The organism is Clostridium sp. AM27-28 (genome assembly GCF_003480955.1).
Lineage (GTDB): Bacteria > Bacillota > Clostridia > Lachnospirales > Lachnospiraceae > Otoolea > Otoolea fessa.
Genome location: NZ_QUJT01000002.1, coordinates 127,069 through 147,743, shown reverse-complemented (window position 1 = coordinate 147,743; position 20,675 = coordinate 127,069). Strand labels below are relative to the sequence as shown.

The following is a 20,675-nucleotide window of genomic DNA, read 5'->3' as shown; positions in this document are numbered from 1 at the left end:
TTACTCTCCTCCCAGAAAGATCTTACGTGGTTTCCATTGTTTCTTCTCCGGCTGATAGGCATAGAGACCGATAAACTGGTTTGCGCTGTCATAGACGCGGATGATTCCAGAATCCGGAAGTACCATCTCTGAGTTTCCATCCGCAGAAACCTGGTGTTCAGCCAAACTGCTTCCGATCTGCACCAAGCAGCCGTCTCTCGGTCCCAGCCCCTTCGGGAATGGATTTCCATTCTGCAGAAGCTTATCCAGAACTTCGCTCTCCGACACATACGCCGGGCAGTCCTCAAACATTCCATCCACCGGCACAATCCTATCCTCGATCTGACCGGCTTTCGCCAGCGCTTCCACCTCGGACAGGCGCAGGCTGTCCCCGATCGCAAATCGATCGACGCGGGTGCGGATCAGTTTTTCCATACAGCCGCCGCATCCCAGCTTTTCACCGATGTCATGGCACAGGGTACGGATGTAGGTTCCCTTGGAACAGGTCACGGTCATCGTCACACGCGGCATTTCCACCGCATCTATCTGAAGATCATAGATTTCCACCGGGCGTGCTGCCCGCTCTACCTCTTTTCCGGCTCTCGCCAGCTCGTAGAGCTTCTTTCCGTTGACCTTGAGCGCCGAATACATCGGCGGTACCTGCATATACGGACCAACAAAGCTCTCCGCCGCCCCGCGGACTGCCGGTTCTGTCAGCTGTTCCGTCGGTTTCTCCGAAAGAATCGTTCCTGTCGTATCCTGCGTATCGGTTTCGGTTCCCAGCAAAAGAACTGCCTGATACGTCTTTCTCTTATCCGTCAAAAGGTCGCACAGCTTCGTGCCCTTCCCCAGACATACAGGGAGTACGCCCTCCGCTGCCGGATCGAGCGTACCCGTATGACCGATCTTTTTCTGTCTCAAAATGCCCCGGAGCTTCGCCACCACATCGTGGGACGTAAACCCCGGTTCTTTATAAATGTTTATCACACCGTGAAACATAAAATCTCCTAAAAAATCAGAACTATTACCGTCCATGCGCTGTGCACCTGAAAGCAGGCAGCGCAATCAGCAACAGAACCTCCTATTCCTCCCTACGGGCATCCATCTGTTTCTCAATATGTCCCGTCAGGTTGTTGATCACATCCCTCGGATGTCCCTGCATCGTGCAGCCCGCCGCGTGGATGTGTCCGCCGCCGCCGAAATACGCCGCCACCTTGCTCACATCGACATAGTCGTTGGAACGAAGGCTGACCTTGTACTCGTTGAACGCCTTTTCATAGATGAAAATGGCACATTCCACTCCTTCGGTAATCCGGAGCTGATCGATAATGCCATCCAGATCGTTCGTATCGACACTGTAAAACTCCATTTCTTTCTGGGAAACCACACTGAAAATACATCTTCCATCCAGAATCCGTGTACTGCCAAGCAGCGCTTTTCCGAGAATCTGGTTCTGTGCGTAGGTCTTGCGGTAAAAGCTGTCGTCGATGATCTTCGCCGCGTTCACGCCTTTTTCCATCAGCGCGCCCGCGATTTCCATCGTTTTCCGGGTCGTTGAATTGTACTTAAATACACCTGTGTCATGCACAATTCCGGTATAGAGACACTCTGCCGCCTCCCTGCTGATCTTTGCCTCATCAAGAAGCGTGTATAACACTTCGCTGCAGGAGCTTGCGTCCGGAATGATGTAATTTTGTTCTGCAAATCCTGTATTGGTTCTGTGATGATCGATACAGAGTGTCTTGGCGGCGCTGTCAAAATAGACCGCGTAGCCGCCCAGACGCTCTTTGTCGCTGGCATCCAGCGTAATGCACAGATCAAACTGTTTTTCCGGCACAATCTCGGTATGAATTTTCTCAAAATCATTCATATAAGAAAATTTAGCAGCCGGATGGTCGAGAAACAGTTCTGCCTCTATCTGCGGATAATTCTCCCGCAGATAGTTAAGCAGTCCCAGAGTCGTTCCGATACAGTCCCCGTCTGGATGGATGTGACCAAGCAGTACGATGTGCTCCGCCCCTTCCAGTGACGCCTCTAAGATATTTTTACTCATTTTCTTCCTCATCTCCCGATTCTGAGTCTCTGAGGTTTTCAGTTACTTCATCGATCAGGCGGGTCATGTGTACACCGTACTCAATCGACTGATCGAGAATAAATGTAATTTCCGGCGTATTCCGTAAATTAATGCGTTTTGCAAGCTGGGTGCGGACAAATCCGACAGCACTTTTCAGTCCCTGGATCGTATCCTTCGCCGCTTCCTCGTTGCCTAACACGCTGATATACGCCTTGCAGTACTTGAGATCCGGAGTTACCTCCACGGAGACAACCGTTGTCATCGGATGAATCCGCGGATCTTTCAGCTCACGGCTGATGATGGAACTCAGCTCTCTCTGTACTTCACTGTTAATTCTTGTATTTTTAATGCTATTTTTACGCATGAATCCCTCTGCCTTTCTAGCGCGGAACCTCTACCATCGCATATGCTTCGATCATATCGTCTTCCTGCAGATCGTTGAACTTCTCAAATACAAGACCACACTCGTATCCGGAAGCAACTTCCTTCACGTCGTCCTTGAAACGCTTTAAGGATGCCAGCGGACCATCGAAGATCTGCTCGCCGTCACGGGTAATACGTGCCTTGCAGCCTCTCTGGAATTTACCATCCAGGACGTAGGAACCAGCGATAGTACCAACGCCGGAAGCCTTGAAGGTCTGACGTACAACGGCGTGACCGATTACCTGCTCCTCGTAGATCGGGTCAAGCATACCCTTCATCGCTGCCTCGACATCCTCGATTGCCTGATAGATGACGCGGTAGAGACGAACGTCTACTTTCTCACGCTCTGCGATGGACTTCGCGGTTGCGTCCGGGCGCACATTGAAACCAATAATGATCGCGTTGGATGCGGCTGCCAGACTGACGTCGGACTCGTTGATCGCACCAACACCGCCGTGGATGACCTTGACTACAACTTCCTCGTTGGACAGCTTCATCAGGCTCTGTTTTACTGCCTCGACAGAACCCTGTACATCTGCCTTGACGATCAGTGGAAGTTCCTTTACATTTCCTGCCTTGATCTGGGAGAACAGATCGTCCAGGGAAAGCTTCATCTTTGTATCTTCAATTAACTTATTCTTGCTCTCAGAGATAAAGGTTTCTGCAAAGCTTCTTGCCTCTTTCTCGTTCTCCGGCTGTACAAATACCTCGCCGGCGTTCGGCACGTCATTAAGACCCAGAATCTCGACCGGAGTGGACGGACCAGCCTCTTTGACGCGGCGTCCCTTATCGTCCATCATCGCACGGACACGGCCGTAGCAGGCACCTGCCGCGATCGGATCACCGACATGCAGGGTACCCTTCTGTACCAGGACGGTTGCAACCGGACCTTTACCCTTATCCAGCTCCGCCTCGATGACAAGACCTCTCGCATTACGGTTCGGGTTTGCCTTTAACTCTTTGACCTCTGCGGTCAGAAGGATCATCTCAAGCAGTTCCTTGATACCTTCCTTGGTATGTGCAGATACCGGAACGAAGATGGTGCTGCCGCCCCAGTCCTCCGGAACCAGTTCGTACTCGATAAGCTCCTGTTTTACCTTCTCAATATTGGCACTCGGCTTATCGATCTTGTTGATCGCTACAATGATCTCAACCCCTGCTGCCTTCGCATGGTTGATCGCCTCGATGGTCTGCGGCATAACACCGTCATCTGCTGCAACAACGAGGATTGCAATATCAGTGGATTTTGCACCACGCATACGCATTGCGGTAAATGCCTCATGTCCCGGCGTATCGAGGAATGTGATCTTCTGTCCGTTGATCTCTACCATGTACGCACCGATGTGCTGGGTGATACCGCCTGCCTCTTTTGCAGTTACATTGGTCTGGCGGATTGCATCCAGAAGGGAGGTTTTACCATGATCGACATGGCCCATAACGCATACAACTGGCGGACGGGTTACCATGTCCTTCTCATCCTCTTCTTCCTCTTTCAGAAGTTCCTCGATGACGTCAACCTTGACCTCTTTCTCACAGAGTACGTCAAACTCCATCGCGATCTCTTCTGCCTGCTCGTAATCTACTTCCTGATTGATGGTGACAACCTTGCCCTGTAAAAAGAGCTTCTTTACAATCACAGACGGCTGAAGTTTCATCTTGTCTGCGAGATCCTTGATGGTGATTACCTCCGGGATCGTGATTGTCTTGATCTCCTCAACCTTTGCCTCCTTCTTCTGCGGCGGCTGAACAGCGCTCTTTACGTTCTTTCCGCCTCTTCCCTTGGAGTGCATCTCTTCCTCATGGTCGATCTTGCTGTATTTATCGTTCTTGTAATTATTCTTATTCTGCTTGTTGTTCTGCGGTTTCTGTACAACCGGGCTGTCGAAGGATGGCTTCGGAATATTTAAACCGCCGCGTCCATCGCGTCCGCCTCTCTGACCATCACGGCCGCCCTGATAGCCGCCGCTTCTCTGGCCGTCACGGTTTCCCTGATAGCCGCCGCTTCTCTGGCCATCGCGGTTCCCCTGATAGCCGCCGCTTCTCTGGCCGTCGCGGTTTCCCTGATAGCCGCCGCTTCTCTGGCCGTCACGGTTTCCCTGATAGCCACCGCTTCTCTGTCCATCGCGGTTTCCCTGATAGCCGCCGCTTCTCTGGCCGTCACGGTTTCCCTGATAGCCGCCGCTTCTCTGGCCGTCACGGTTTCCCTGATAGCCGCCGCTTCTCTGGCCATCGCGGTTTCCCTGATAGCCGCCGCTTCTCTGGCCGTCGCGGTTTCCCTGATAGCCGCCGCTTCTCTGGCCGTCGCGGTTTCCCTGATAGCCGCCGCTTCTCTGGCCGTCGCGGTTTCCCTGATAGCCGCCGCTTCTCTGGCCGTCGCGGTTTCCCTGATAGCCGCCGCTTCTCTGGCCGTCGCGGTTTCCCTGATAGCCGCCGCTTCTCTGGCCGTCGCGGTTTCCCTGATAGCCGCCGCTTCTCTGGCCGTCGCGGTTTCCCTGATAGCCGCCGCTTCTCTGGCCGTCGCGGTTTCCCTGATAGCCGCCGCTTCTCTGGCCGTCGCGGTTTCCCTGATAGCCGCCGCTTCTCTGGCCGTCGCGGTTTCCCTGATAGCCGCCGCTTCTCTGGCCGTCGCGGTTTCCCTGATAGCCGCCGCTTCTCTGGCCGTCGCGGTTTCCCTGATAGCCGCCGCTTCTCTGGCCGTCGCGGTTTCCCTGATAGCCGCCGCTTCTCTGGCCGTCGCGGTTTCCCTGATAGCCGCCGCTTCTCTGGCCGTCGCGGTTTCCCTGATAGCCGCCGCTTCTCTGGCCGTCGCGGTTTCCCTGATAGCCGCCGCTTCTCTGGCCGTCGCGGTTTCCCTGATAGCCGCCGCTTCTCTGGCCGTCGCGGTTTCCCTGATAGCCGCTTCTCTGTCCATCACGGTTCTCCGCTGGAGCTGCGCTCTTAGCCGGCTCTGCGGTCTGCTCTGCACTTGCTGCTGCCGGACGGCTTGCCGGTGCGCCGGTCTTGGCTGCGTTTCCTGCATTACCCTTGCCTGCCGGACGGTTTCCTCTCTGTACGCTGTTCTGCGGACGATAAACCGCTGCAATCCGCTTTTTCGGCGGCTCAGTTGTCTTCTCCGCCTCTTTCTTCTCTGCCTCTAACGGCTCTTTCTTTATATCTTCCACTCGATTTGTTTCCGCCTTTCCTGTATCTGTCTTTGACGCTGTCGTCTGTCTCTTTGCTCCTGCAAGGAAGCGTCTGACTGCTTCTGCCTGTTCCTCCGTCACCTTGGAAGAATGGCTTTTTACGTCAAAATGATTTTTCTGCAGTATCTCTAAAACTTCTTTATTTGATTTGCCAATCTGTTTTGACAACTCATTAACTCTCATGTTTTGCTACCTCCGTTCCGGCACTGCCTTCCCGTTCTGCATAAGCTCCTAAAAGAGCCTGCCCAGAAAAGCGTTAATCATCTAACTTCTCTCTTAACGCCTTTGCAAAACCGGAATCCAAAACGGCCAGAGACGCTCTCATCTCTTTTCCCATCGCGTGTCCCAGCTCTTCTTTCATGCCGAACTGGTACACGGGAACCTTGTAGTATGCACATGAATTTTCAAACATCTTTTTTGTATTATCCGACGCTTCTTCTGACACGATCACCAGATACGCTTTTCCACTCTTGATCGCTTTCTCGGTCATGAACTCGCCGCTTGCCGTCTTACCGGCGCGCGTCGCCAGTCCCAGAAGATTCAGCACCTTTTTACGATTCTCCAAACTGCTCCATCTCCTTTTCCAGCGCCTCATAGACTTCCTTCGGAATCGCCATCTTGAGCGACCGCTCCAGTCCTTTGCTCTTTACCGCCTTTTTCCAGCAGTCCATCGAAGGACAGAGGTAGGCGCCGCGTCCATTCCTACGGCCTGTCGCGTCAATCTCGATCGTATCGTCGGCTGTCTTTAAAACGCGGATCATTTCTTTTTTGCTCTTCATTTCTCCGCATCCGATGCACTGTCTGAGCGGCACTTTCTTTGCTCCCACTGTCTATCACTTCCATTTCTGTCAAATCCCGGTTCTGCTGCTTTCTTTCTGCCAAATCTGCTCGTTCCGCCCGAAATCAGCATCCCCGCACATTATCTGTCAGGATTATTCCTGCTCCGCTGCCGGCTCTTCTGTGCCCTCAGCCGCCTCATTTTCTGCTGCCTCGGCTGCGTCTTCCTCTGCCACGCTGATCAGCGGGTCATCGGTGTAGCCCTCGAAGCCTTCCTCATAACCGCTCTCAAGCTCATCTAAAAGACCGGACTCTCTTGCCTGTGTCTCGCTCTTGATATCGATCTTGAATCCGGTCAGGCGGGCTGCCAGACGTGCATTCTGACCCTCTTTACCGATTGCCAGGGAAAGCTGGTAATCCGGAACGATCACCTGTGCCTCGCGTGCTTCCTCATCTGCTGCAACCAGGATAACCTTTGCCGGGCTTAACGCGTTCTCAATCAGGAATGCAGGGTTGTCATCCCAGTTGATGATATCGATCTTCTCACCGCGCAGCTCATTGACAACCGCGCTGACACGCGCGCCGTTTAAGCCGACACATGCACCGACCGGATCGACGTTCGGGTCGTTGGAGCTGACTGCCATCTTCGTACGGGAACCTGCCTCACGTGCGATCGCCTTGATCTCTACGGTACCGTCTCGGACCTCGGCAACCTCAGACTCAAAAAGGCGTTTTACCAGATCTGGATGGCTTCTGGATACGGTGATACGCGGGTCGCGCTGTGTCTCTTTTACTTCGATGACATACAGTTTGATACGCTCGGTCGGTTTGAATACCTCGCCCTTTACCTGCTCACTCTCGTTCAGGATCGTGTCGATCTTGCCTAAGTTGATGCTGATGTTGCGTCCTACATAGCGCTGTACGATACCCGTTACGATATCTTTCTCTCTGCAGTGCCACTCCTCATACAGGGCGTTGCGCTCTGCCTCACGAAGCTTCTGTAAGATAACATTCTTCGCGTTCTGAACGGCGATACGTCCAAACTCCTTGGAATTGACAGAAAACTGAACGATGTCGCCCAGCTCATACTTGCTGTTTAAGAGTTTTGCCTCTGCCAGGCTTACCTGGGTCATCGGATCCTCTACGGTCTCCACAACCTCACGCTCTGCCACGATGGAAAAATCTCCTGTTTCACGGTTGATGTTTACCTTGACATTATCTGCCCGGCCATAATTGTTTTTGTATGCTGTCAGCAGAGAATTTTCAATTGCTTCTAAAAGAACATCTTTGCTGATATTGTTTTCTTTTTCCAGCAGATTTATTGCCTCAATCAACTCTTTATTCATTTTATTTTATCTCCTCCTACCGTCTAAAAATCAAAGGCTAAACGAATCAAAGCAATCTCTGATTTTTCAAATGTACGCTCGCTGCCGTCCTCCATCGTGAGTGTCACGGAATCCGCGTCATAGGACGTAAGCGTTCCTGTAAATTCCTTCTGTTTGTCGATCGCTTTATACAGGCGGATCTCCACATCTTTGCCGATGCTTCTTGCAAAATCTTTCTCTTTCTTCAGAGGACGTCCCAGTCCCGGAGAACTCACCTCCAGTATATAGCTGTCCTCGATGAAATCTTCCTTATCCAGCCATTCACCAAGCAGACGGCTGATTACCTCGCAGTCATCAACGGTAATACCGCCCTCTTTGTCAATGTAGCACCGCAGATACCAGACGCCGACCTCGCGGACATACTCCACATCAACCAGCTCAAACTGATGCTGCTCCAGAACCGGCGTGATCCACGCCTCTACCCGTGCTTCGTACTGCTCTCCCTTTGCCACACCCCCACCACCTTTCTATGAAATTAGAAAGAGTGGACTTTTTTGTCCACTCTTTCCAGTCAGTCTATTATGTTATCGTGCCTAGTATAACATGCTTTTTTCGGAAGTTCAAGAGGTATTTCCTATTGTTTCTCTTTATTTACCGAATACAGCCTCATAATCTGCTTTGAATTTCTCGATACCAGCATCGGTCAGCGGGTGTTTTACCATCTGCATCAGAACCTTAAACGGAACCGTTGCGATGTCAGCGCCAGCCTTCGCGCACTCGATGATGTGCATCGGATGTCTGGTGGAAGCACAGATAATCTCGGTGGAAATCTCCGGATAATTGTCAAAGATCTCTACGATATCGTAAATCAGGTCTGTACCGTTGGTGGAGATGTCATCCAGACGGCCTAAGAACGGAGAAACGTATGTAGCGCCTGCTCTTGCAGCCAGAAGTGCCTGGTTGGCAGTAAAGATCAGGGTTACATTGGTCTTGATGCCCTCAGCGGACAGAGCTTTCACAGCCTTTAAGCCCTCGGTAGTCATCGGGATTTTAACAACCATGTTCGGATGAATCTTAGCGATCTCACGACCCTCGGCGATCATATCCTCTGCCTTCACAGTCGTAGCCTTAACCTCACCGGAAATTGGTCCATCTACAATGCTGGTAATCTCTTTGATAACCTCATTAAAATCACGGCCTTCTTTTGCAATCAGAGACGGGTTTGTGGTAACGCCACAGATAATACCCATATCATTCGCTTCACGGATCTCATCAACATTCGCGGTATCAATAAAAAATTTCATTTCCCATATCCTCCTAATTTTTATAAGATAGATAGCCAGTATCTCCTATATCTACTATACATAAGTATACCATACTTGTCCCATCTATTTCCATACTTGTATCTATATTTTACAAATTGTTACTGTTCACGCATACGTGCCCAGTAACGGAATTTGCCGTGGCTTCGTATTTAAATACGGCAAATTTCTGCTGCCACCACGTTTTCTTACGGCACTTTCGGTTTCAAAAGTGCCTGCCCGGGAACAGTAACTACAAATTTCCCTGTCCGTAATACGCCCCCGGACCATGCTTCCGCAGATAATGTTTATCCTGCAGGCACTGCGGCGCTTCCTTCACATCCGGATTGATCATCTCGCAGCGCGCCGCCATCTTGGCAACCTCCTCGAGTACAACCGCGTTGTGAACCGCCTCATGCGCATCCTTGCCCCAGGTAAACGGTCCATGGTTCTTGCAGAGCACACATGGCACCGCCATCGGGTCGAGCTTCCTCTCCTCAAACAAATCTGCAATCAGCACGCCTGTGTTCCACTCATAATTCTTTAATTCTTCCTCATTTAAGTTTCTCGCGCATGGAACGGAACCATAAATATAATCTGCATGGGTCGTTCCGTAGCACGGAATGTCGCGTCCCGCCTGCGCCCAGGAAGTCGCCCACGGACTGTGCGTGTGAACCACGCCGCCGATCTTCGGAAAACGGTCATAAAGAATCAGGTGGGTTTTTGTATCAGAGGACGGATTCAGCGTTCCCTCAACGCGGTTTCCTTCCAGATCCATGACAACCATATCATCTGGCGTCAGTTTGTCATAGTCCACGCCAGACGGTTTGATGACAAACAGCCCCTTCTCACGGTCAATCCCGGAAACATTGCCCCAGGTAAAAGTAACCAGACCGTATTTCGGAAGCAGCATATTGGCTTCGTATACTTCTTTTTTTAATTCTTCCAGCATCGATTAAAACCTTCCTTCTACGGCGCCTCTCTCGGCAGCCAGACCATTGATATAGCTTGTCATAAACGCATTGAAGCCCTCGACATCCTTTGCATCCGGATCCATCGTCTCCGCCTTTGCATCTGCAAATACCTGTTCATTTAAGTAATCGGACAAGCTCTGTCCCGGCTTCTTATCCTTGCGGTACGCCGCCAGAACCGCGATACCCCAGGCACCGCCCTCACCGGCTGTCTCCATAACGGATACCGGCACGTCAGCCGCTGCCGCCATGATACGCTGTCCAACACCCTTGGTCTTGAAGAATCCGCCATGACCCATCAGTTTATCCAGTGTCACGTGCTCTTCCTTGAACAGAATGTCCAGACCATATTTCAGGGTTGCCAGGGAACTGTATAAGTGGGTACGCATGAAGTTTGCCAGTCCCAGCTTGCTGTCGGGATGGCGCATAAACAGCGGGCGTCCCTCCTCGAAGTCGGTGATCGGCTCGCCGGAGAGGTAGCAGTAGGACATCAGTCCTCCGCAGTCTTCATCGCCCTCAAGCGCCTTGCGGTACAGTGTTCCAAACAGGGTGTTGCGGTCTGTTTTCTGCCCCATCAGCTCATAGAACTCTTCAAACAGACCTACCCAGGCATTCAGATCGGAGGTACAGTTGTTGCAGTGGACCATGCCGACCAGATGACCGTCCGGCGTAGTTACCATGTCAATCTCCTGGTGAACCGTCTCCAGAGTCTTTTCCAGAACAACCATTGCAAATACGGAGGTTCCGGCAGATACGTTACCGGTGCGGACTGCCACACTATTGGTTGCCGTCATACCGGTTCCTGCATCGCCCTCCGGCGGGCACAGCGGAATGCCAGCTTCCAGATTGCCGCTCTCATCCAGCAGCTTCGCGCCTTCCTCAGTCAGCGTTCCCGCCTCATCGCCAGCGCTCAGAACCTCCGGCAGAAGGTCGCGCAGCTTCCACGGATATCCCTTCGGAACCATCATTTCTTCGAACTTATCCAGCATTTCAGCATCATACTGTCCGGTTGCCGGGTCGATCGGGAACATACCCGAAGCATCGCCGACGCCAAGTACCTGCTTACCGGTCAGTTTCCAATGTACATATCCGGCTAAGGTGGTCAGAAAATGCACGCGGGATACATGCTCCTCGCCGTTGATCACCGCCTGATACAGGTGTGCAATACTCCATCTCTGCGGGATATTGTAGTTAAACAGGTCCGTCAGGCGTCTTGCTGCCTCGGCGGTCATCGTATTTCTCCAGGTACGGAACGGAACGAGCAGCTTTCCGTCCGCATCAAATGCCATATAGCCGTGCATCATGGCGCTGACGCCCATCGCACCAACCTTTTTAAGCGTTAAACCGTATTGGTTCTTCACATCGGCAGCCAGATCCGCATAGCAGTCCTTTAAGCCTTTCCAGATATCTTCCAGGGAATAGGTCCAGATACCATTTTCCAGACGGTTTTCCCACTCATAGCTCCCCTGCGCGATCGGCGCGGTCGTGCCGTCCGTCAAGACTGCCTTGATTCGGGTCGAACCAAATTCAATTCCGAGCGCTGTATTTCCGCTCTCTATGTCTTTCTTGATCTCTTCCGCACTGCGGCCCATATCCATCCTCCTCATTGTAGCAAAAAGCGCACCGCCGCCGGAATTTTCATCCCCTTGGCTGCGGCACGCCCCGTCATTCATAACTATTCTATTTTCACAGTTGTGGCAAAAACTTATGCAGTTACGTCTTTTTCAAAAATTTTTATCTTTCAAACGCCCTATTATTTCATAAAGAATTTCTGTAAATCAGCCTCTGTCGTATCTTCGCCGATTGTAATTAACTCGGTACCGGTCAGACGCGCGAACATAGCGATGTCATCTCTCGTCAGAGCGGTAGATACAACGGAGTGATGAGCGCCGCCTGCGTAGCACCATGCAGCCGTACCGATCTGGAAGTTCGGTTTATGACGGTACATAATTCTCGCTACCGGAAGTTTTGGCATCGGTTTCGGCTGTTTTACAAGCTCGATATCTGCACAGATGATGCGGAAATGATCGCCCATATCTACCATCGTTACCTGGATACCATCGCCGGTCACGCCGTCGAAGATCAGTCTTGCCGGATCCTCCTTGCCGCCGATACCCAGCGGAATTACATCAATCTCCGGTTTGGTTGCTGCAAATGCCGGCGGAACCTCCAGCATATGGGAAGCTAACTCTAACTCCTGTCCCGGAGTCAGATCGTAGGTATAATCCTCGATAAAGCCGGTTGCTCCCTCTTTGCCCTCGGACATCTTCATCAGGACTGCAGACAGAGCGGAAATCTTGTAATCGCCCTCCGGACCAAAGCCGATGCCTTTGCCCATCAGGTTCTGTGCTGCGATACCCGGAAGCTGCTTTAAGCCGTGCAGATCCTGGAATGTATCAGCGAATGCGCCGATTCCGTTCGCGGAGAGAAATTTTTCCAGACCTACTTCATATTTAGCCTGCTCGCGGACAGAATCAATTCGGTCGGTCTTCATTGTATACTTATCGGTATACTCTTTCATCTTCGCGTCGATCTCTTCCTCGGTTACCTGGTTGATGATGCCAACCAGATCGCCCAGTGCGTAATAGTTGCACTCCCAGCCGTATTTGATCTGACTCTCTACGCGGTCGCCGTCGGTAACCGCCACCTCGCGCATATTGTTGCCGAAGGAAGCCACCTTTAAGGACTTGGAGTAGGAGATAGCCTTTGCAACGGATGCAAACTGGCGGATCTTTGCTACCACATCATCATGTTTGTAATATCCAGCTACAACCTCATGCGGAATACCCATTCTGGCAACGATGAAGCCGTACTCACGGTCGCCATGTGCGGACTGATTCAGGTTCATGAAATCCATGTCGATCTCATCATACGGAAGCTTTTCATTTGCCTGTGTATGTAAATGAAGCAGCGGTTTTCTTAATTCCTGCAGACCCTTGATCCACATTTTTGCAGGGGAGAAGGTGTGCATCCATGTGATAACGCCGACACAGTCATCATCATTGGAAGCTTTCCGCATATCCTGAATACAGATTTCAGAAGTCTCTACGGTTGGAAGAAGTTCGATCTCTGCCAGATCGCCCACTTTTTCGTTTAAGAATGCAACCATCTGACGGCTGTCTTCTGCAACCTGTTTCAGGCATTCCTCTCCGTATAAGTCCTGGGAACCCACAATAAAGTATAACTTTTTCATTTTAATCTGCCTCCTTGTCATTTTCAATGTATATCCCGAACCGAATTTCCGTTGTTAAACATCACCGGAAACCGGTACGAATACTTCTTTTCCTGCCAGTCCGAATCCTCTATCATCCGCAGAAGATTGCGCGCTGTCAGCCGCCCAAGATTGTACTTGGGATGAATCACGGACAAGATCGTGAGATCCCCCTCCTGCACCGGTCCGGCATCATCAAACGATACCAGGGAAATATCTTCCGGCACGCGCAGTCCGCGGTCCTTTAAAAAATCCATATAGCTGCCCGCTACCTCGTCGTTGTAGAGGATCATCGCGGTACAGTCCTTCGTCCGGCGGTACATCCGCTGAAGACCTTTTTTGCTTAATTTTTCTTCCATATCCCGGGTCGAATACCAGCGGATCCAGTCCTCCTGGAAATCGATCCCGAAATCCGACAGGCACTCGATAAAGCCGCGGTAACGCTCGATCCCCTGCCAGTCATCGTATTTGAAAATACCGCCGATCCGGGTATGTCCGTTCTGTATCAAAATCCGCGTCAACTCATAGCCCGCGCGCGCATCCGACATCTCCACGCTGTCAAACGTCTCATTCTGGTAATGATTGTGAATAAACAGCGTCGGAATATTTCTCCGCCGTATCTCCTTGTAAAGCCGCAGATTCGGATTCGGGAAACTGGAACGCGTCCCCTCGATGATGAGTCCGGACACATTGCGCCCCAGCATCCCCTTGAGATACAGGGCCTCATCATTTAAGCGGTTACGCGTGACCGAAACGCTGATCTCATAACCTTCCTCCCGCAGGACGGACTCGATTCCCTCGTACACCTGCGGAAACAGGTAATCTGAAAAATAACTGAGAATCAGTCCGATGCGGGGACGTTCTTCCTTATCCTTCTCCGGCGCATAGGAAACGTATGTGCCGCTTCCCTTGACCCGGGCAATCAGCCCGTCCTGCTCCAGGCGGTCGAGCGCGTTGCGGACCGTCTGGCGGGAGTATCCAAATTTATTCTGGAGCATATGCTCGGATGGAAACTTGTCCATATTCCGGAGCACCCCGCTCATAATCAGCGTCCGACCCCAGTTGTAGAGCTTCTGATATTTAAGTCCACCCTGATTCCGGCTGCTGTTCTCCCTCATACTGTAACCTCCAGATGTCGCTTTTGTCTGTCCTATTTGATAACCTGCAGAGACTGACGGTCTGCGAATACAGCTACGAATATCAGGAATACAACACCCTGGATGAGCTGCATCATCTGTGTGGTAAAGCCCATCATCGTCAGACCACTGTTCAGGACGATGTACAGAAGAGAACCAACGATGATATTCTCAAAACGTACCTTCGCACCACCGGAAATCGGCATACCGCCCAGTACCAGTGCAATCAGGATCTGGGTCTCAAGCTGGTTACCACCGGAAGAAGTAACCGAACCAACCTTGATAACATTGATAAATGCGGCAAATCCTGTGATCGCACCTGCCAGTGTGTAGATAAGGAACTTCATGCGGTCGGTACGGATGCCGGAGAACATCGCTGCTTTCTCACCTGCTCCGATCGCCTTTAAATAAGTACCAAACTTGGTAAAGCGGAATAAAATAAATCCGATAATCAGGACCACCAACGTACAAGCCAGCTTTAATTCAGTGCTGTCGAAGTTGATTAACATCGCAGAGCCGGCTACCGGCGCGTTGGTCGTCAGATATTTGATAAATCCACGGAATAAGAACATCGTACAAATCGTAACGATGAAGGATTTAATCTTGCGGTATACATAGAAGTAACCGTTGATGGCACCGATCGCTGCACCAACCGCGATACCTGCCACAATCGCCAGTGGAATGCTGGTCTTGGAAACCATGCAGACAACAATCGATGCAATACCAAGGATGGAACCCTGGGAGAAATCCAGACCGCCCATCGTCATGATAAAGAATACGCCGGTTGCCGAAATCATAGTGACATACACCTGGGAAAGTACCAGAGGAAGGTTATTCATCATCCGGAAATTCGTCAGGGCATTGAACATAAGAAAGATAATAATCAGTCCCGCAATCGGCAGAAGCGAACGGATCATCGTCATTTTTGATAACTTTTTGAGCTGCTGCTCTTTATTTTCCGTACTTGTCTTAACTTGATTCTCCATTGCATCCTCCTTATACCATCATCGTGATCAGGCTGTTCTCATCCATCGCCTCATCACGTTCCAGCTCACCGCTGATCTTGCCGTCCTTCATGATAATGATGCGGTCGCACATACCAATCAGCTCCATCAGCTCCTCGGAAATCATGATAATCGATTTTCCATTCTTTCTCATCTGGTTCATTAACTGGTAAATGTCCTGTTTAACCTTAATATCAATACCACGGGTCGGACTGTCGAGAACGACAATATCGGAATCTTTTCCAATCCATCTTGCCAGAACGACCTTCTGCTTATTACCACCAGAAAGCTCCGAAACAAACTGGTTTACGTTTACCATCTTGACGGACATCTGTTTTGCAAACTGGTTGGAAAATTCTCTTAATTTCTTATCGCTCAACAGGTGAATCTTGTTTGCCAGCGAATCCAGGGACGGCAGGCAGATGTTGTCGCCAATGCTCTGGTTTAAAACGACCGACTCATTATCACGATCCTTCGATGTATACGCGATGCTGTGCTTGATCGCGCTCGGGATATCGTTAATCTGCGTTCCGTCTGCCAGCTCTACCGTACCGGTTCTGTCATAGGATGCGCCGAAGATTGCTTTGCCGATCTCATGCATACCGGACTCAGACAGACCGCCAAAGCCAAGGATCTCGCCCTTGTGAAGGTCAAAAGACACATCCTCAATCAGTCCCGGAACCGTCACATTTTTCACTGAAAGAACCACTTCATCCGATACCTTCTCGCCGTAGTCTGCACGGTAATAATCACCGGTTACCTCACGACCTACCATCAGACGTTTCAGATCGTCCTCGGTCACATCCTTGCTCTTTACAGTGTCGATATAAACACCATCCCGCAGGATTGTGATGGTATCGGATTTATCCAGAATCTCCGGAAGGTCATGGGAGATAAAGATGACTGTGTTGCCGCTCTCACGGATGCGGTTCATGTGTTTGTAAAGTTCTTCACGACCTTCCTGGGAAAGTGCCGTGGTCGTCTCATCAATGACAACAATCTTCGGATTGAAGTAGGTCGCCTTTACGATCTCGACCAGTTTCCGGTCCTCGAAATTGTAGTTGTCGATAATGTCTGCCGCCTTGATACGCTCGAAGCCGTACTGTTTCAGAAGCTCCGTCGCCTTTTTATTCATGGCATTTGTATTTTTAATTCCCATATGTACGAACTGATCTTCGTGTCCCAGGAATATATTTTCCGCTACTGTAAGTCCTGACAAGGTTCCTAACTCCTGTACGATGATAGAAACACCCTCGTTGTTGGCTTCTACCTGATTCTTCGGATGAATCTCTTTCCCATCCAGAATGAAGGTACCGCTTCCGATACTGTAGATGCCGGTCAGCATGTTGGTCAGCGTCGATTTACCGGAACCATTCTCTCCGATCAGCGCGTGAACCTCGCCTTTATTGACATTAAAAGACACATTCTGAACTGCCTTCGTGATACCGAAGGACTTGCAAAGATTTTTTACCTGTAATCTTACCTCGCTCATTGCATTTCCTCCCTCGATTTACTTGACAATCTCGCCTTTTTCTGCTTTTGTGGTCAGCGTGATGATAATTAACAGTGCCAGACCCGTGATAACGTCCTGAATTGCTGTCGGTGCGCCCATCGCGATGAAACCAAAGAAAATAATGTTGATAACGAACTCTCCGATGACAATCGCCTGCAGCGGCATACCATATTTCTTAAATGCCAGACCGAAGAAGCATCCCATCGTCGGAACGAAGTTACGGCTCATCGACGCCATACCGGTTACCGCTACCATGGAGGAACCGTAGCTGATCGTTAAAATCGCCATAACGCCTAAAAATGCGCCGCTCAAGATAAATGCAAGTACTTTGTACTTATTAACATTGATACCCATGTTTTTCGCTACGAACTCGTTGCTGCCGATCGCATATGTATACGTACCAATCTTTGTATAATTTAAGAAAATGTAAGCTGCCACACATGCCAGAAGTGCCAGAATAATGTTCCACGGCATCTGTCCGAATGCACGGAGGTTGGACGGAAGCGTCTGCTCCACGCCGCCTGCGATGTAGTTGGCAACCGACTCATAGATAAGAGCCAGACCCGTCGTTACAATCATGGACGGGATACGGAGTTTTACATAAAAAACACCGTTTAAAAGTCCGACAATCGTACCAGTCAGCACGCTGCCGATGATAAGACCGGCATATCCCATGCCGAAACGAGAGGCAAATACACAGCCTACAATCGCTGAAAGCATGATGTTCGCGCCGATGGAGAAATCGAACATACCCATAACCATAACAAAGTAAAAACCAACAGCGCCAACCGTCGCGATCAGGCTGGCCTGAAAATAACTCAGCATATTGGCCGGAGAACCAAAATTGCCCGGCGTCAAAGCTTTAAAAATCGCCCAGGAAAGCACTACCAAACCCACCAGGATGATATAACCCTTGGCAGTTCCCGAAAGTTTTTTCTTTCCGGTTGTTTCAACAACAGAAGAACCCATATTTTATACCTCATTCATAACTGCTCAGTTTCTTTTTTCTTTTAAAGAAAAGACCGGCATCGCGCCGTGCGATACCGGCCTTTTCTATTACATTCAGCCTCTTAAAATTCTATAATTTGAATCAGTTTCTGAACTAATTAGTTGCCTGCTCTCTGTGCAGCATCCTCGATGGAGATACCAGCTGCAGTTGCTTTCAGGTCATCCAGGCTAAGCTCGGACATAGCTACCAGTTCCTCATCGGTGTATGGAAGCTGATCTACGAAGTACTGCTCATATGCTTTGTAGTCGTCCGGAGAAGATACATACAGATACGGGAACGGAACATCCTCGAAGTTGCCCTCGATACCTGTGTAGTTGCCCTTGATTGCGTTGTAAACCATCATGAAAGCGATAAGCGGATCGCAGTAATGTCCACCGGACTCACCGGCCATAGAACCATTTTCAAGTCTCTCGCCCAGATCCGGAAGGAAGTCTGTGGAAACGATGTCGATATCCTGAGTCTTGCCTGCACGCTCAACTGCTGCGATAGCGCCCTGAAGCGGGTCACCGCCGCCGCCTGCCGGAATCAGTGCATCCAGAGTCGGATCTGCGGACATCAGAGCCTCTGCTGCCTTGGAACCACCCTCAGAAGAAGTACCTGCGTACTGCGGCTCAGACAGTTTTGCCTGATCATCCGGATGCTCTGCGTTCCACTTCTCAACACCAGCTTTGTAGCCTTCCCATCTGCCAAGCCAGGTAGCGTCGCCCTGCTCCCAGCCGATCAGACCGATGTTTCTGTCGCCCTTGTCCAGAAGAATCTGAACTAATTTTTCACCGTTCTCCGGCTCGTTCTCATGAACAGCGCCGATGTAGTACGGTGATGCGGTTGCTAAATCATAGATATCCTTGCTGTTCTCCTGGCTGATAACACGGAAGAACTGTGCCAGATATACTTTATTGTCATTACATGTCTTAATAGCGGATGTCATCTCTGTATCAGAAGAGTTGCAGATGATGATACCCTGGCATCCTGCTGCTGCTAACTGCTCTACGGATGCGGTAACTTTCTCCGACACATGACCCTGGTCAACATACTGAACCTGAACGCCCAGAGCCTTTGCTGCCTCGTCGATGATCAGCTTGCACTGGGAACCAAGTACATCGGTGGAGGACCAGATGGAAACACCGATCTTAATGTCTTTGTTGTCGATCGTCGAAGCTGCTGCCCCGCTTCCTTCTGCTGCAGAAGCATCTGCTGCCTGTGTCGCATTTGCTGCTCCAGAGCCGCCGCATGCGGTCATGCCCACTGCCATCGCTGCTGCTGTCACGGATGCAGCGGCACGTTTGAACATTTTTTTCATTCTAACTACCTCCCATAAAATTTTCTTTGCAAGCGGCACCCCAGCCGCACTGCTTTGTTGCTTTTCACAACTTTTAGTAACTTTATTATAACAATCCAGGACAAATTGTGCAAGTAAATACAAGAGCATTTTTTCATAAAGTTGTATTTTATTTTGTATATTGTTATAAATTTAACGCCTGATTTTGACATCATTTTAGCAGAAATACAAATGATGCATAAATCAAAGCGGCTGTTTTCGCTAAATATTTATGCATCATGTATAGGTTTGCTGATTTCCTCTCGAATTATGTCGAATCAAGAGAATACAGCTTTATATTGTTTCTAATATGTACTGTACTTTTTTCAGATGTCTTCTCTCTCTTTGCATGGATATTTCCCGTCATTTTGACTGTTCTATCTTGATGCTGTCATACCAGACATTCATGCCGGTTTGTCTGTCTCCGGAAGAGAATTTCTACTTTTTCTTCTTTACCATCGCAAGGATCGACTGAAGCACGATGAAGAAGCATAAAAGCGCCGCGATCGTGATACGGGTCCACCAGGAAGAAAGGGTTCCCTGGAAAGTGATAAATGCCTCGATCGTCGCCTTGATAAGGACGCCAAACAGGGTTCCGAATACATTACCGACGCCGCCGGTCAAGAGCGTGCCGCCGATAACAGAGGAAGCTATCGCATCCATCTCGAAGCCCTTTGCCTGCTCAACGAAGCCGCCCAGCGTATTCAGACAGAAAAGGACACTGCCGACGCCGCAAAGGAAACCGTCCAGGATATAGGCTTTCAGTTTTACCCGGCGCACATTCAAGCCCATCATCAGCGCTGACTGCTCGTTGCCGCCGATCGCATAAATGCTGCGTCCAAATTTCGTATATTTCAGCATGATAAATGCCAGAACCAGAAGAACCAGCGCAATCACAACCGTCGGATAGATATATGGATAAATCATCATGCCTTTTTTGTTGAGATAGCCGCCGAACGGAATATAAAGTTTCATCTTCGCCCATGCCATGAAAGTTTCATTCGTAATACTGATCATGTCCTTGGAAATGATCGCAGTCATGCCGCGGGCAAAGAACATACCCGCCAGGGTAACAATGAATGGCTGAATATCCATGTAGGCAACCAGGAATCCCTGTACCAGACCAAAGACAATCCCGGTCACCAGCACGATGAGAACCGCCGGAACCGCACCGATACCGCCTTTTTCCATCATCCATGCCAACATCATACAGCCCATCGCCACGAAGGAACCGACGCTGATATCGATACCGCCGGTGATCATGACGATCGTCATGCCGATACCGATGACAATCAGACCCGCATTGGAAATAAAGAGGTTTAAGAAGTTCTGTGTCTTGGCAAAGCCCTGTGCATTAAAGAGCACGCAGCCGATCGCGTACATCACGAAGAACAGCAGGATCGTGACAAGAAGCAGGAACGTGTTCTGATTTAATCTCTTCTTTTCTTTCAT

18 protein-coding genes are annotated in these 20,675 nt (G+C 50.3%); all 18 read right to left on the bottom strand.

Features of this window, described 5'->3' with window-relative positions; all coding sequences use genetic code 11:
* The 18 genes from truB to DW720_RS03265 all read right to left on the bottom strand — a co-directional run bounded on the left by truB (nt 1) and on the right by DW720_RS03265 (nt 20,675).
* A complete protein-coding gene (truB, locus tag DW720_RS03350) occupies nt 1-978 on the bottom strand; it encodes a tRNA pseudouridine(55) synthase TruB (RefSeq protein WP_118742942.1) in 978 nt (325 codons plus the stop codon).
* Between the two features lie 82 nt (nt 979-1,060).
* Complete coding sequence (locus DW720_RS03345; RefSeq protein ID WP_118742923.1) at nt 1,061-2,032, bottom strand: bifunctional oligoribonuclease/PAP phosphatase NrnA; 972 nt, start codon at nt 2,030-2,032, stop codon at nt 1,061-1,063.
* Entirely contained in the window at nt 2,025-2,417 is a 393-nt protein-coding gene (gene rbfA, locus DW720_RS03340; RefSeq protein WP_022360140.1) for a 30S ribosome-binding factor RbfA, read from the bottom strand. The genes DW720_RS03345 and rbfA overlap by 8 nt, the downstream gene beginning before the upstream one ends.
* A 16-nt stretch (nt 2,418-2,433) precedes the next feature.
* The gene (infB, locus tag DW720_RS03335) at nt 2,434-5,841 is read right to left on the bottom strand and encodes a translation initiation factor IF-2 (protein ID WP_118749256.1); all 3,408 of its coding nucleotides are present in this window, start codon (nt 5,839-5,841) and stop codon (nt 2,434-2,436) included.
* A gap of 73 nt (nt 5,842-5,914) precedes the next feature.
* The gene (locus DW720_RS03330; RefSeq protein WP_107000578.1) at nt 5,915-6,223 is read right to left on the bottom strand and encodes a ribosomal L7Ae/L30e/S12e/Gadd45 family protein; all 309 of its coding nucleotides are present in this window, start codon (nt 6,221-6,223) and stop codon (nt 5,915-5,917) included.
* Entirely contained in the window at nt 6,210-6,485 is a 276-nt protein-coding gene (locus DW720_RS03325; RefSeq protein WP_117796229.1) for a YlxR family protein, read from the bottom strand. The genes DW720_RS03330 and DW720_RS03325 overlap by 14 nt, the downstream gene beginning before the upstream one ends.
* A 105-nt stretch (nt 6,486-6,590) precedes the next feature.
* Nucleotides 6,591-7,781, bottom strand: a complete 1,191-nt coding sequence (gene nusA / locus DW720_RS03320; RefSeq protein WP_118468288.1) for a transcription termination factor NusA — start codon at nt 7,779-7,781, stop codon at nt 6,591-6,593.
* Nucleotides 7,782-7,804: 23 nt separating this feature from the next.
* A complete protein-coding gene (gene rimP, locus DW720_RS03315; protein WP_118524082.1) occupies nt 7,805-8,272 on the bottom strand; it encodes a ribosome maturation factor RimP in 468 nt (155 codons plus the stop codon).
* A 135-nt stretch (nt 8,273-8,407) separates the two neighbouring features.
* Complete coding sequence (gene fsa, locus DW720_RS03310) at nt 8,408-9,064, bottom strand: fructose-6-phosphate aldolase (RefSeq protein ID WP_022358583.1); 657 nt, start codon at nt 9,062-9,064, stop codon at nt 8,408-8,410.
* Between the two features lie 250 nt (nt 9,065-9,314).
* Complete coding sequence (locus DW720_RS03305; protein ID WP_118749255.1) at nt 9,315-10,013, bottom strand: L-ribulose-5-phosphate 4-epimerase; 699 nt, start codon at nt 10,011-10,013, stop codon at nt 9,315-9,317.
* A 3-nt stretch (nt 10,014-10,016) separates the two neighbouring features.
* A complete protein-coding gene (locus DW720_RS03300; protein ID WP_118749254.1) occupies nt 10,017-11,624 on the bottom strand; it encodes an FGGY-family carbohydrate kinase in 1,608 nt (535 codons plus the stop codon).
* Between the two features lie 161 nt (nt 11,625-11,785).
* Complete coding sequence (gene araA, locus DW720_RS03295) at nt 11,786-13,225, bottom strand: L-arabinose isomerase (protein ID WP_118522974.1); 1,440 nt, start codon at nt 13,223-13,225, stop codon at nt 11,786-11,788.
* 23 nt (nt 13,226-13,248) lie between these two features.
* The gene (locus DW720_RS03290) at nt 13,249-14,361 is read right to left on the bottom strand and encodes a GntR family transcriptional regulator (protein WP_107000585.1); all 1,113 of its coding nucleotides are present in this window, start codon (nt 14,359-14,361) and stop codon (nt 13,249-13,251) included.
* Between the two features lie 32 nt (nt 14,362-14,393).
* Nucleotides 14,394-15,365 carry an ABC transporter permease gene (locus tag DW720_RS03285; protein ID WP_107000586.1) on the bottom strand — a complete coding sequence of 324 codons (972 nt, stop codon included), beginning with the start codon at nt 15,363-15,365 and terminating at the stop codon, nt 14,394-14,396.
* 10 nt (nt 15,366-15,375) lie between these two features.
* Nucleotides 15,376-16,875 (bottom strand): sugar ABC transporter ATP-binding protein, encoded by a 1,500-nt coding sequence (locus DW720_RS03280; RefSeq protein ID WP_117796233.1) that lies wholly within the window; start codon nt 16,873-16,875, stop codon nt 15,376-15,378.
* 18 nt (nt 16,876-16,893) lie between these two features.
* Nucleotides 16,894-17,865, bottom strand: coding sequence for an ABC transporter permease (locus tag DW720_RS03275; protein WP_107000588.1), 972 nt, complete (start codon nt 17,863-17,865; stop codon nt 16,894-16,896).
* 137 nt (nt 17,866-18,002) lie between these two features.
* Nucleotides 18,003-19,205 carry a sugar ABC transporter substrate-binding protein gene (locus DW720_RS03270; RefSeq protein WP_118749253.1) on the bottom strand — a complete coding sequence of 401 codons (1,203 nt, stop codon included), beginning with the start codon at nt 19,203-19,205 and terminating at the stop codon, nt 18,003-18,005.
* A 456-nt stretch (nt 19,206-19,661) separates the two neighbouring features.
* On the bottom strand, nt 19,662-20,675 hold the full coding sequence (locus DW720_RS03265; RefSeq protein ID WP_107000590.1) for a sugar ABC transporter permease YjfF: 1,014 nt from the start codon (nt 20,673-20,675) through the stop codon (nt 19,662-19,664).